The organism is Pseudoalteromonas sp. NZS71, from assembly GCF_015864715.1.
Classification (GTDB): domain Bacteria; phylum Pseudomonadota; class Gammaproteobacteria; order Enterobacterales; family Alteromonadaceae; genus Pseudoalteromonas; species Pseudoalteromonas arctica.
Genome location: NZ_JADYWS010000002.1, coordinates 213499 through 226872, shown reverse-complemented (window position 1 = coordinate 226872; position 13374 = coordinate 213499). Strand labels below are relative to the sequence as shown.

Annotated in this window: 16 protein-coding genes; 2 read left to right on the top strand and 14 right to left on the bottom strand. The window is 39.4% G+C overall.

The features are described from left to right. Window positions 1-6 precede the first annotated feature (6 nt). Genes ccmI through ccmA form a run of 9 tightly spaced genes read right to left on the bottom strand, consistent with a single transcriptional unit; the run spans window position 7 to window position 6983 of the window. Complete coding sequence (gene ccmI / locus I6E85_RS02145; RefSeq protein WP_024589929.1) at window positions 7-1257, bottom strand: c-type cytochrome biogenesis protein CcmI; 1251 nt, start codon at window positions 1255-1257, stop codon at window positions 7-9. After that, window positions 1258-1719 (bottom strand): cytochrome c-type biogenesis protein, encoded by a 462-nt coding sequence (locus I6E85_RS02140; RefSeq protein WP_024589930.1) that lies wholly within the window; start codon window positions 1717-1719, stop codon window positions 1258-1260. After that, window positions 1719-2288, bottom strand: a complete 570-nt coding sequence (locus I6E85_RS02135; protein WP_007585852.1) for a redoxin family protein — start codon at window positions 2286-2288, stop codon at window positions 1719-1721. The genes I6E85_RS02140 and I6E85_RS02135 overlap by 1 nt, the downstream gene beginning before the upstream one ends. Then, window positions 2285-4255 carry a heme lyase CcmF/NrfE family subunit gene (locus I6E85_RS02130; RefSeq protein WP_024589932.1) on the bottom strand — a complete coding sequence of 657 codons (1971 nt, stop codon included), beginning with the start codon at window positions 4253-4255 and terminating at the stop codon, window positions 2285-2287. The genes I6E85_RS02135 and I6E85_RS02130 overlap by 4 nt, the downstream gene beginning before the upstream one ends. 2 nt (window positions 4256-4257) lie before the next feature. Next, window positions 4258-4737, bottom strand: a complete 480-nt coding sequence (gene ccmE, locus I6E85_RS02125; RefSeq protein WP_007585848.1) for a cytochrome c maturation protein CcmE — start codon at window positions 4735-4737, stop codon at window positions 4258-4260. Next, the gene (gene ccmD, locus I6E85_RS02120; protein ID WP_197236514.1) at window positions 4734-4937 is read right to left on the bottom strand and encodes a heme exporter protein CcmD; all 204 of its coding nucleotides are present in this window, start codon (window positions 4935-4937) and stop codon (window positions 4734-4736) included. The genes ccmE and ccmD overlap by 4 nt, the downstream gene beginning before the upstream one ends. 2 nt (window positions 4938-4939) lie before the next feature. After that, a complete protein-coding gene (locus I6E85_RS02115) occupies window positions 4940-5677 on the bottom strand; it encodes a heme ABC transporter permease (protein ID WP_007585844.1) in 738 nt (245 codons plus the stop codon). After that, window positions 5677-6363, bottom strand: a complete 687-nt coding sequence (gene ccmB, locus I6E85_RS02110; protein WP_002959286.1) for a heme exporter protein CcmB — start codon at window positions 6361-6363, stop codon at window positions 5677-5679. The genes I6E85_RS02115 and ccmB overlap by 1 nt, the downstream gene beginning before the upstream one ends. Next, on the bottom strand, window positions 6363-6983 hold the full coding sequence (gene ccmA / locus I6E85_RS02105) for a cytochrome c biogenesis heme-transporting ATPase CcmA (RefSeq protein ID WP_096058052.1): 621 nt from the start codon (window positions 6981-6983) through the stop codon (window positions 6363-6365). Before ccmA ends, ccmB begins: the two co-directional genes overlap by 1 nt. Window positions 6984-7096: 113 nt before the next feature. Here ccmA and I6E85_RS02100 point away from each other — a divergent pair, with 113 nt between their 5' ends. Both I6E85_RS02100 and I6E85_RS02095 read left to right on the top strand, forming a co-directional pair. Continuing rightward, window positions 7097-9550: a flagellar hook-length control protein FliK gene (locus tag I6E85_RS02100; protein ID WP_197236513.1), complete on the top strand. Its 2454-nt coding sequence runs from the start codon at window positions 7097-7099 to the stop codon at window positions 9548-9550. Window positions 9551-9552: 2 nt separating this feature from the next. Further along, on the top strand, window positions 9553-9861 hold the full coding sequence (locus I6E85_RS02095; RefSeq protein ID WP_024589934.1) for an EscU/YscU/HrcU family type III secretion system export apparatus switch protein: 309 nt from the start codon (window positions 9553-9555) through the stop codon (window positions 9859-9861). A 31-nt stretch (window positions 9862-9892) separates the two neighbouring features. Here I6E85_RS02095 and I6E85_RS02090 read toward each other — a convergent pair whose 3' ends face one another. The 5 genes from I6E85_RS02090 to I6E85_RS02070 are packed head-to-tail and all read right to left on the bottom strand — an operon-like array spanning window position 9893 to window position 13374. After that, the gene (locus I6E85_RS02090; protein WP_024589935.1) at window positions 9893-10294 is read right to left on the bottom strand and encodes a DUF2802 domain-containing protein; all 402 of its coding nucleotides are present in this window, start codon (window positions 10292-10294) and stop codon (window positions 9893-9895) included. A 17-nt stretch (window positions 10295-10311) separates the two neighbouring features. After that, window positions 10312-10809 (bottom strand): chemotaxis protein CheW, encoded by a 498-nt coding sequence (locus I6E85_RS02085; RefSeq protein WP_002959294.1) that lies wholly within the window; start codon window positions 10807-10809, stop codon window positions 10312-10314. A gap of 24 nt (window positions 10810-10833) precedes the next feature. Next, window positions 10834-11628: a chemotaxis protein CheW gene (locus I6E85_RS02080; RefSeq protein ID WP_007585828.1), complete on the bottom strand. Its 795-nt coding sequence runs from the start codon at window positions 11626-11628 to the stop codon at window positions 10834-10836. A 3-nt stretch (window positions 11629-11631) separates the two neighbouring features. After that, window positions 11632-12402 carry a ParA family protein gene (locus I6E85_RS02075; protein ID WP_165721594.1) on the bottom strand — a complete coding sequence of 257 codons (771 nt, stop codon included), beginning with the start codon at window positions 12400-12402 and terminating at the stop codon, window positions 11632-11634. A gap of 12 nt (window positions 12403-12414) precedes the next feature. Further along, entirely contained in the window at window positions 12415-13374 is a 960-nt protein-coding gene (locus I6E85_RS02070) for a flagellar motor protein MotB (protein WP_165721593.1), read from the bottom strand.

Genomic DNA, 13374 nt, shown 5'->3' with positions numbered 1-13374 from the left:
ACGTCCTTAAGGTATTAATGTATCAATTTGAAGTTGGTAGTCACTTACACTTTCACGCTTTAACGACTCTGAATGACCTTCTAGCTCACCAGAACTTGGCATAACCGAGTCATCTATAGAAATACGCGCCGAAATAATAATATTTTCTGCACTAGATAAGTTAAGCCCTGCAACCATTGCACTACTATCACTCAACTCAACTGTAATTGGAAATGAATATTTAGCGAGTTTAACAGCAGCTAATGGCATTGGCGAACCACTTGCTGCTTTTGCAAATATAAACAAGATACCGTCTTTTGGCTGTTTATCTATAAGCTCTTTTGCAATGTCGACTGTAACTGCAATAGCACCCGTTGTAGTAACTGGCATAACAGAACCTTCCGCTCGCATTTGCTTCTCTATATCAGCAATACGCTCAGAGATCATGCTATAACGAGAATCATTTTTTTCCATACTCGCAAGTAAAACTTCAAATGCAGCTTTGGCTTGAGGCCAATCTTTACGCTCATAAGCAATGAGTGCTAATAACGAAATTGCATCTAAATTGGTAGGCTCTACTTTTAGTACTTTTGAGAGCATACCTGCCGCACGGGTCATATTAGCTTCGCTACCTTCTAGCAATAAAACTTGGCTGTAACTAATAAGTACCTGCATATTATCAGGATTCATACGAAGTGCTTTATCAAATGACTGCTGCGCCATGTCAAATTCATTAAGCGACATAGCAACTCGTCCAAGTAGCATCCAAGCGACTTCGTCATCACCTGAGCGGCTAAGCTTTGTACGAAGTGCCAATGCAAAAGCCTGCAGCTCATTTTGGCTAAGCGGCTCACCTTTTTGCATTACAGCACGCTCGCCGTAATCAGCTAAATTATCCATTGCATCATGCCAAGCCGAAATTTGCTGCTGGCTACCCGTTAAACCATAAAAAACACCTGTTAGAGCAAGAACAAATGCGCCACCAGTTAAAGCAAAAATACGATTATTACCTTTGCTGTTTAGTGATTTTTCTGGTGATAACTCATTCAATAAACGGCGTTTTAATTCAATAATTGATTCTGCATGATTTACGGTATCAATACGCTGATTATCTAAATCGGTTTGTAAATCAACTAAACGCTGCTCATAAATGCTAATTAGCTCAGCATTGGCGTTATGAGTAATTGTTTGAACGCGCTCTTTTTTTAAAAAAGGCAACATCACAAACCCAAGAGCAACCAGTGTGAGTAAAGCAAAACACGCCCACATTAAAATCATTTAACTTTGCTCCTGACGTTTATTTTGTTCAATTAGCTTCGTTAACAGCATTTCGTCGTCACTGCTCCACGTTTGTTTTACTGATGCTTTTCGCTGGCGAATAACAATAAAACCAAAGCCGACTATGACAATTAATACAGGTAATACCCAAAGTACTAAAGTCGCTGGTGTAACTGGTGGGTCGTAATGAACAAAATAGCCAAAGCGGTCAATCATGTAATCAATCACTTCGTCTTTGCTCTTACCTTCTTTAACCAATACGAGCACTTTATCGCGCAAGTCTTTAGCAACAACAGCGTCAGAATCCGCAATGTTTTGATTTTGACACTTAGGACAGCGCAGCTCTTTAGTTAGCTCTTCAAACAATATTGCTTGTTTGTTGTTATCAAATTGATAGCGATCTTGCTCTGCAAACGCACTGATGCTTACAAAAAGGCTAAGCGTAAGTAGTAACCATTTCATTATTTAAGCTCCTGCATAATTGGCGCAAATTTGGCTCGCCATACTCGCGGGTTTATATCGCCCGTGTGATGCAACAAAATAGTGCCGTTTTTATCGACTAAAAATGTTTCAGGCGCACCCGAAACACCTAAATCCAACGACAAAGTACGATGTAAATCCAAGATATTAAATTGATATGGGTCACCCGCACGTTGTAGCATATCGCTCACTTCGGTGCGAAGTGATTGCATATCAAAAGGGCCATCAAAGTCAGCGTCGTAACCTTGTACGTAATAAAGCCCAATAATTTTAACGCCTTGCTCACGTAACTTAGTTAAATAACCAAGTTCAACTAAACATGTTGGGCACCAAGTACCCCATACATTTAGTAAGTAAACTTCGCCTTTTAAAGACTCGTTAGTCCACGGCTTATTGTCTTGCATTAAATCAGGTAGATTAAATGCTGGCATTTCTTGACCTAACCGACCCGTTTGAATTTCACGAGGATTAGCAAAAAGGCCTTGGTATAAAAATACACACACAAAAGCAAATACTAAAAGCGGCGCAATAGCTAAAATTTTACGGTTCATAAAACATTCTCCGATGCAGCTCTACGCGCTGTTTTAGCTGATGTACGGTAGCGTTTATCAAATAAAATCATAAATCCAGCTAGGGAAATAAGCACACCACCAATCCACATCCAACGAACAAACGGTTTATGATAAATGCGAAGTGACCATGCACCTTGGCTCAACTGCTCACCTAACGCTAAGTATAAATCACGTGTAAAGCCTGCATCTATTGCCGCCTCGGTCATAAACTGCATACCAATATCATACTTACGCTTTTCGGCGTGTAAGCGTGTTACTAGCTCATTGTTTTTAAGCACCGATACAACACCAGCATGACCACTGTAGTTCGGCCCGCGAATAGTTTTAACACCATCAAAGCGGTATTCATACTCGTTAAGCTGAACTGTGTCGCCTTGTTTCATCGATACGTCACGCTCAACTGAATATGCTGATGTAAGCGTTACACCTGCAATAACAAACGAAATACCAATATGCCCAAGCACCATAGCCCAGTAACTTACACCTAAGCGTTTTAAACCTTCTTTTAAGGTGCCGTGTACAGCAGATTTAGTATAAATGTCGATCCCAGTTGATATTGCAATCCAAACCGCAAGCGTAGTGGCTAGTAGCGTAAGTGGTTTTACTAAATCGTAACTTGAAAACAACCAAGCACAGGTAATCACTACACTGGCTAATACGCCCATTAATATTTTGTTTTGTAAGAAAGCCCATTTATTTTGCTTCCAGCGTAAAAATGGCCCTATCCCCATCAAAATAGCAAACGGCACTAAAATTATTGCAAACATCTTATTAAAAAACGGTTCGCCAATAGAAATACTGCCCAAGCCCATTTCTTTATGAACCATAGGTAATAAAGTACCCAGCAATACGATTAATGTAGCAACTACTAAAAATATATTATTGAGCCATAACGCCACTTCGCGTGATACAAACTTGTATCGACCTTCACTATGTACTTGCGATACACGCAGTGCATATAACGCTAAGCCACCACCTACAACTATGCCTAAAAAGGCGAGTATAAATAAGCCTCTATCAGGGTCTGTTGCAAAAGCATGTACCGATACAATAATACCCGAGCGCACAATAAATGTGCCTAATAAGCTCAATGAAAATGCTGCTATAGCAAGTAATACGGTCCACGATTTAAACACACCGCGTTTTTCAGTTACGCTTAACGAGTGCAGTAATGCGGTCGCAACAAGCCATGGCATTAATGATGCGTTTTCTACTGGATCCCAAAACCACCAGCCACCCCAGCCAAGTTCTGAGTATGCCCACCAGCTACCAATTGTAATACCTAGTGTTAAAAAGCCCCACGCAGTCATTGTCCAAGGACGTGACCATTTAGCCCACGTGTTATCAAGCTTGCCAGTTAATAGCGCAGCAATAGCAAAAGAGAAAGCAACTGATAGCCCTACATAACCCATGTAGAGTAATGGCGGGTGAATAATCATGCCCGGATCTTGAAGTAACGGATTTAAATCACGCCCTTCTACCGGGAAATAAGGAAGTAGGCGCTCAAACGGGCTTGAAAGTAGTAAGGTGTACATCATAAAACCTACACCTAAAAAACCAAGTACGCCCAATACTCGGGCACGTAGCACCCAAGGGAGTGATTTAGAACGCGCAGCGACAACTGCAGTCCAACCTGCTTGCATTACTAACCACAGTAAAATAGCGCCTTCATGGCCGCCCCATGTAGAGGTGATTTTGTAATACCAAGGTAGCGTACTACTTGAATGATATGCCACATACGATACGGTAAAATCATCCGTTACACTGGCGTAAATAAGTGCTGCAAAAGAGATTAAAACAAAAGCGAATTGCCCAATTGCTAAAGAGGGAGCTGCACGCATTAATCGAAGATTACCGGTATGCGCGCCCCAAAGAGGAAAAATACACAGTAAAACGCTTAGCACCATGGCAAGCGTTAAAGAAAAATAACCAATTTCTGGGATCATAGCTAATTACCACTATCTAAGTTGTATTTTGGTTTTTCGTGCTTAATACCTTTAACTGCCTCTGCAACTTCTGCTGGCATATATTCTTCGTCATGCTTTGCAAGCACTTCAAATGCTTCAATAACATTAGGTTCGATTAATACGCCCTGCGCTACAATGCCTTGCCCCTCACGAAACAAGTCTGGCAATATGCCTTGATAACGCACGGTCACTAATGGACCTGTATCAATTAGCTTAAAGCTTACTTGTAAGCTCTGTTCATTACGCTCAACCGTGCCTGGCACAACCATGCCACCAATACGTAGCTTTTGGCCAATGAATGGTTTTTCTTTATTAGGCCCTTTGCCATCAATAAGTTCGCTTGGCGTATAAAAAAGATTAATATTTTCTTGAAGTGCATAAAGCACTAAACCAATTGATCCACCAATACCAAACAGTACGGCAATAATTACCAATAGGCGCTTTTTACGTCTTGGATTCATGAGGCTTGTTCCTGTTTAGCTTTTTTAATTCGCGCTTCACGTATTATTTTTTGCTCAACTGAAGCCATAATACGTTTGGTATCTCTTAAAGAGTTCACTAAAATACCGAGTAAAATAAGGGCGCATGTACCAAAAGAAAGCCAGATATAAAACCCATAGCCTCCCATTGCAATAAAATCAGAAAAAGAGTCAAACTGCATAATTACCCCTTATTTAACAACAAACGCACCCACGGTCGGTGCTTTTCGCGTTGTAAAATTTCATTTTTAAGACGAATTAAAGTCACTGTTCCTACAAAAGCAGCAAAGGCTAAAATATTAACCATAAGTGGCCAAAACATACTTGGGTCTATTGCTTTAGTGTCTAGTTTTGTAATGCTTGCGCCTTGGTGTAGCGTATTCCACCACTCAACTGAGTAATGAATAATAGGTAAGTTAATTACGCCAACAATTGCTAAAATAGAAGCTGCACGCCCTGCTGACTTCTTATCTTCAAATGCATGATAAAGCGAAAGCACGCCAAGATATAAAAATAATAAAATAAGTTCAGACGTTAAACGCGCATCCCATACCCACCAAGCACCCCACATAGGTTTACCCCATGCAGCGCCAGTAATAAGCGCAATAGCAGTAATACAAGCACCAACAGGCGCTATAGCAATAACGGCAAGTTCGGCATTTCGTAGTTGCCATACAAGTGCAACAACAGCTGCAATAGCCATTGATGAGTAAGCCCCCATAGACAAAATGGCAGAAGGAACATGAATAAAGATGATACGGTAGCTGTCTTTTTGTTGGTAATCGGCAGGTGCAAAACCAAGCCCCCATACCCATCCAACAATCATACTAACTACAGTAACTACGGCAAAATAAGGCAGTAACGTATTGCATAACTGGTATGCACGCTCTGCTTTAGCATAGGGATGTAACCACTTCCACATTAACTTACACTCACTTTTAAAGCTGACGATATGGCAATTGGTGCGCTAATAATAGCAATAAGTAACATTGCACCAAGGATGGCAAGCTGCCCACTATAATCCAGCGACATGGTGCTGGTATCGATAGCCGACGTTGCAAAAATCAAAACAGGAATATACAAAGGCAGTACGAGTAAACTCATCAAAATACCCCCTTTTTGTAATCCTACAGTAAGCCCTGCGCCTATTGCGCCAATAAAGCTCAATAGTGGAGTGCCTAATAATAATGTTAAAACAGTCGCTGTTAACGCCGTACTTTCTAGGTTTAACAACAATGCAAATAGCGGCGTCATTAATACAAGCGGTAAACCTGTTACCACCCAGTGAGCAGCCACTTTAGCAAGTACGGTTAACGATAACGGGTAAGACGATGCAATTAACTGCTCCAATGAGCCATCATTAAAATCATCTCTAAACAGCTTATCCAAGCCCAACATGGTAGAAAGTAATGCGGCAACCCAAATAATTCCCGGTGCCATTCTCGCTAGTAAACCAGGCTCAGGCCCTATTGCTAACGGAAATAATGAAATTACAATTAAGAAGAACAAAATAGGATTTACAATTTCAGCGCGCTGGCGAAACGCAAGTTTTACATCTTTGGTAAATACCGCACTAAATAGCAACCAATAAGAATGTTGACGAGTCATTAGTGACGATACTCCAGTGTAACCGTTTGCAAGTTACTAAAATGGGTCGTTAAATCTTGGTGGGTCGTTAACAAAATAGCTCCACCGTTTAGTAAGTGCTCGGTAAATCGCTGCTGTAAAAAGGCAACACCGCTTTTATCAAGCGCGGTAAATGGCTCATCAAGTACCCATAATTTAGCATCACTTAACCAAAGCCTAACCAAAGCTACACGTCTTTGTTGTCCAGCAGATAACATTCTAACCGGTACATCTTCAAGTCCAACAAGGCCAAGTTGCGCTAAAATGGGATACAAGTCAGGCTGGTTTATGTAGCCATTAATTTGTAACCAATGACGAACATTTTCAACGGCACTAAGCTGAGTATTTACACCTGTCTTGTGGCCTATAAAGAGTAGTTCTCTGGCATACTCTTCGTAATACTTAGATATAGGCTGTTCTTGAAATAAAACAGCTCCTTCATCAGGCACAGAAAAGCCTGCGATAATACGCAATAGCGATGTTTTACCAGCCCCATTAGGACCCGCTAATTGCATGATTTGACCGCTATTAAGGCTAAAATTAAGATCCGCAAACAAACAACGATCTTGCTTGATGCAGGTGACGGACTTAATGTGTAACAAGATGACGATTCTCTCTGCCAAAAATTAGGCGTTAGTCTACCATAATGATAGGGTAATACGAATATTGCTTTAAAATCGATTCACTTAAAATAGAGAAAACTTGATTTAAAATAATGAATACGCCAACGCAAATAACATTATCTAATTCATTGGTTATCAATCAATCGACAAATCCTCAAACCAATGAGTTATCGCAATTACCTAATGAGATACTTGCGGCTAAAAACATTCAATTTTCGAAAGACTCGATTACGCTTGATGTATTTATTGATAAACATTGGCAGACATTAAGACTTGGCACTACAAGCGCACCTCAAAATTTACAAAAAATAGCCAGTGCTAACATACAACTTAGTCCCGATGGCAAACAGCTGAACATCACGCCAAACACTACAACCCTTACTTTAAATCAACCAGTACAATTACAGCGTTTATTAAATTATGTAAGCACGGGCACTGAGGTACAAAGCAAACCAATGGATTTACAAGTGGTTATGTCCCCTACCCCAAAATTAGTAGTTGATAAACTTAACGCCAGTATTGCCATAAATAAAGACGTAGCGCAGTTACTTTTAACCGAGCAGCCTTTAAAAGTAGTTGTTAGCACGACTAACAAAGGCGCACAGCTTAATGTTATTAATCGCTTTGCAGATACAATTCATACGCAACCACTTAGCCAAACTAAACTTACTAAATTACTCGTGGCCTTATTACCTAGTGCGCAACTTCAAGCAACACCTAAACTAGCTATTTTGACTCATCCTCAAAAGTCAGGTTCGTTTACGACGCCTATAACTAATCAACAAGTTAGTGAGCTACCTAGCACGCCCATTAAGGTAAATTTAATAAATCAGGCTGATAAATTACTTATTAAAACCGATACTAATAATATAAAAGTGACGCTTAATAACTCATTTTCTAAACCGTTTAACGAGTTACTTTTAGCTCAAAAAAGCAGTGTTCCTGAAATACCTTTTTCTGCGTCCACTATTAAAGCAAGCCCACTGCTTACACCTAATAGCCCAATAAAATCGTGGCTACAAAATAGCTTTAGTGATTTAAAAACGCGAATTAATGATGCAGTTAAATATTTTGAAAGTAAGCCCTTTGCAGCAGCAAATAAACCTGAGTTAATGCCGCCGTCTGCATCATCTGCGATACAAAGGCCGGGCTTAGTTATGCAATTAACAGTATCACCGTTAAATAGAGTGAACATTACCCAAAATGTAAGTACTGCGTTAAATAGTAATACTAGCAATACTTTACCAGAGCACTTTTCAAGACTCCCACCACTTGTACAATTAACTCAGCAAATAAAAGGAAGTGTTAGTGTTTGGCAATCACCTTCAAACACAGCAACAACCTACACGCCAATAACAAGTAACATTACTCAAAATGAAGTGGCGAGCGCTAAGCCAAGTAATTTAAACGCGAGTCAATTGAGTGCTCGGAGTATTAGTACTAACAGTAAAATTGATACGTTAATTAAGCCTACAAGTGAAGTTGTTACTAAAGGGCAAACAACGTCTTCAGTGCAACCAGTAATAAACGGCAACAATCAAAACAGTGTAAACCCAGCCACGATTAAAAACATTCTCCCATTAGCAGAGCCGTTATCTAATATTGCCTCTCGTAGTCAAATGCTACAACCAATAGAAGCAAAGCTATTAAGCACACTATTAAAGCTTCCTGATGCCACAATCCCTATGGATAGAGTAGCTGGTAACAAACAGCTTTTAAGTAGTCAAATTACTGATATTACAAATAGAGCAACAAAAGAAACGCCCGATTTAACTCGCTTAATTAACCAAGCATTTAATCGCATGGTCTCTAGTAATAATATTAACCCTGCGACCATACAGCGTGAAGTATTAGCCACCTTACAGCCATCTCAATTAACGGGTGATATACTACAAAGTAGCTTCACTAAAGGACTTGAACAAGTTGCAGTGAGTATTTTAGCAGCCCCTATAATTAGCCAATCAGTAACACCGATAAGCTTTAATAACCAAACTGGCTTAGATGCACTTTTACAAGTACTCATACCTACTTTTAAAACAGGAAACGCGGGAGCAAAAATACTTGAGCAACTGCAGCAAGCTCAAGTTCAAGCATTGGCTAGCGAAATCGTACAAGTTAAAAACACACTTACCCAAGTAAGTGTTTCAACACCAAATCAACAACCAGACACAAACCCGCTTGCACAATTTTTATTACCAATGAAATTGCCGCCTGAGGCCGCCCAAACAGAAATAACATTGGGGCAATATAAAAAGCCAAGCGCAGATAAATTAGAAGATAAAAATGTATGGTTTGTCAGGTTAAACTTTGATTATGCACAGATTGGGCAGTTACAGATTACCGCTGAGTTAATGGATAAAGCACTCGATTGCCAGCTATTAGCCTCAAGCCAAGAAGTAAGCGCAATTGCTCACCCTCACTTAGATAATTTAAGATCCAAACTAGCTAAGCATGGTTTACAGGTTGGAGAGCTCAACTTAAAGCGAGGCGATGCAAATAATCAGGCATTTTATAAATCTCATGCAATTATTAATATTAAGGTTTAGTAATGAGTGATACACCTATTAATAAGTCAGCCATTGGGCTTTTATACGAAGCTGGCAACACCCCCACTGTAAGCGTAAAAGGGTTTGGTGAGTTAGCTGACGAAATAATTGCAGCGGCAAAATTAAAAGGAATTATGATCCACGAAGATGCAGCGCTTGCTAAAACGTTGTCGCATTTAAGCTTAGGGGAAGAAATCCCTAAAGAGCTTTATTATGTAATTGCAGAGCTTATTGCGTTTTCGTATGTATTAAGAGGTCAATTTCCGCCAGGCTGGCAAGACTTTCAAGGTAAGTTAAATATTAAAGCGTGAGATTATTTACACGCTTATAACTAAAAAGGCGCTAAGCGCCTTTTTGTTTATGTAGTGAAAATAGTAATTCGGCTTCTGCTCGCGGTAATTCGCATTCGCGTATCACCTCATCGAGGTCCGCACCTAACTCTACCATTTTTACTGCACGAGAGTAAATTTTAGCATCAGGGTCATCGTATTTCTGCGCAGCTTGTTGTTGTATTAAATCTTGATTTTGTTGCTCAACCTCAAGCACTCGCTTACCAATACTTAAAAGCCCTGTTCTAAGCTCTGAAATTTCACTTCGCAAAATATGAGTTTGCTCTGAGCTATCTTTAAGCTGCTGTAATACAGCATTAACTTCATTCACTTGTTTGTTTTTTAATGCAATTATTAGCGCAAGCGATATAAGTCCTACCGCTAACGCTGATATAGCTATACTAAGTAACAGCATAATTTATTTGGTAAAGCTTATATATCGCTTAACTCATCCCATTCATCATCGCTGAGTAACTTGTTTAAATCGACTAAAATCAGTAGCTCATTATCACGATTACAAACGCCTTGAATAAACTTAGCACTTTCTTCAGTACCAACATTTGGTGCACTATCGATCTCAGAGCTGCGTAAATAAACGACTTCAGATACGCTGTCGGCTAAAATGCCGATAACTTGCTCTTCAGCTTCAATAATTAATATACGAGAATTATCGGTTGCATCAGCAGCTAACAAACCAAAACGTGCACGAGTATCAATAACAGTTACAACGTTACCGCGTAAGTTAATAATACCAATAACGTAAGAAGGTGCACCTGGTACAGGGGCTATCTCTGTATAACGAAGTATTTCTTGTACTTGCATTACATTTACGCCGTAGGTTTCTTCCTCTAGCTTAAACGTAACCCACTGTAAAATTTCATCATTATTATCTGCGTTTTTATTTGCTGACAGTAATTTATCTTGATTCATGCTATTACCCCGTAATGGTCATTACTACTGACGGCTATCTAAGCCTTTCTCTAATAATATATTTAAATTATCTACATCTATTAAAGCACACATTTTTTCTTTTATAACACCAGCAAGCCATGGGCGCTTACTTTTATTTGTACGCCATTTTACATCTTCTTTACTCAATGTAATGTTATTTATCAACTTTTCAGCTAATAAGCCCCACTGGCTATCACCTAAGGTAATTAAATACTGATAATCTAAAGACGCCTCTAATTTATCATCATACTTTTCTGGCATTACCCAACGAGCAGTATCAACAACATTAAGCTTTTCTTCTCTGTTGAGCATAACGCCTTTAAACCACTTTGGCTTACCAAATAAATGATTTACTTCACCTAGTTGATGTATACCGCCTAATGCTTTTAATGGCACAGCCAATGTTAAACCAGCAACTTCAAAAAATAATGCCTGAAATTCACCATCAAAATAGTCAGATTGGCTAGTGGTTATAATCTGTGGTTCTGGTTCTTCTGTAATCGTACTTATCGGCTCTATTACTTCATCGTCAATGGCTTTATTAACTTTTTCGGCTTCAAAAATAGGTTCAACTATTGGCTTAATTTCAGAATTAAGTAAGTCTTGATCAAATATTTTTTCTGCCGCTTTTATCTGTTCTTTTGGTTTTAAATGAATATGTTCTTGCTGCGAGTCATGTGGCATTTGCTCAAGTAATTTTGCGACTGGCTCAAGGTTATCTACAGGCTCGTCTTCACATAACAAAGCCCCTAGGTATTGTTTCATTACTTTTTCATTAGCAAATAATTGCTTACTCATTCATTAACCTTGTTCAATTAAATATTCTAGCAGTGCTTTATATGCGTATACACCACGCGAACGAGGACAATACTCTACAGGCACTTTTTGCGCAAAGCTTGCATCTCTAAATTTAGTATCTACCGGTATCACACCTGGCCAGACTTTATCACCATACGTACTTTGCAGTGTTTTATATGCTTCTAACGATGCTTTAGTACGTTTATCATACATAGTAGGGATTATAGTATATTGATAATCTTTCGCTTGAGAGGTTTGCATTAATTCCATAGTGCGCATCATTCTATCAAGCCCTTTCAGTGCTAAAAATTCCGTTTGCACTGGCACTAAAATTCGCTCACTTGCTGCAAGCGCATTAACCATTAACACCCCTAAAACTGGGGGGCAATCTAAAATGGCATAATCGTAATGTTCACTGATTTTTGCAAGCGCTTTTTTTAGTATTAATCCCATACCTGTTTTATTACCCATGCTTCTATCAAGCGTGGCTATCGCCATTGTTGCGGGTAAAATATCTAGGTTTTCAAGTGTTGATGGGCATAAAGCTTGAAGTATCTCTTCACTTTGCATGCTCGTGCCACGCGCAAAAATATCATATACGCTGGCTTCCAAATCTTCTGAGTCAATGCCAAAGTAATAAGTGAGTGATGCATGAGGGTCTGTATCAATAAGCAACACACGCTTACCCTGCAAAGCTAAAATACCAGCAAGGCTCACTGCTGTTGTTGTTTTACCAACACCACCTTTTTGATTTGCGACAGTCCAAATCTTCACATTACATCCTAATTACTGTTCATTGCGCGTTGTTATGCGAATACCACCATGAGGCAAACGAATTATTTTTATTGTATCGTCATCTGAAGGGAGCTCAATTTCAGGCTCTGCCACTACTGGCTTGACGGCCTGTTCATCACCTTTAATGTCTTGTATTGGCGGTAAACCATACTTAGAAAGTGCAATAACAACTTTACGATTTTCTGCTCGCCCTTGTTCTGTATCGTTACTTACAAAAGGTGAATATTGACCATAACCTTCTATCGCCATTCTGGCAGAATTAATACCTAATGCTTCCAACTCTACTAAAATAGATGTTGCTCTAGCAACCGAGAGTTCCCAATTTGAGCGAAATATTTCATTGCGAATACTTTCATCATCAGTATAGCCACGCACCCTAATATAGTTATCTACTGGAGCAATAATATCTTTAACAATTTTGACGACTTGCTTTGCCCTAGAGTGTGCAACTGAGCTACCACTTGAAAATAACATACCTGAGCTTAGCTCTATAATCAGCCAATCTTGATTAAGCTCTAAACTGGCTTCTCCATCACGAATTTCATCAATAAGCGCTGACTGCAGCTTAGCAAGTAAGCTATCGAGTGGTTTTCCTAAATATTTTTGTTGTATGTTACTTGTATCACTTTGACCGTCGAGTAACTCTGGACCTTGTTCTTCTTTTAAAATACTTTCACCATAAAGAACTTCTTGTTCAGGTGTCACTCTATCAGTCAATATTCCATTACCATTGACGCCCTCACCTTGCTGGGAGTGCTGGCGGGCAGATTTATCAAAAACGTGTTCAAGGGAGTCTGACAATATTTGAAATTGTTCTTCTTTGTTGATCGCTATCGCATACAGCACCACAAAAAAAGCAAACATAATGGTCATGTAATCGGCATACGATACAAGCCAACGCTCTGTATGTTGACTTTTAGGAGCAGAGTGACGCAGTCGTCGGCGTAGCAT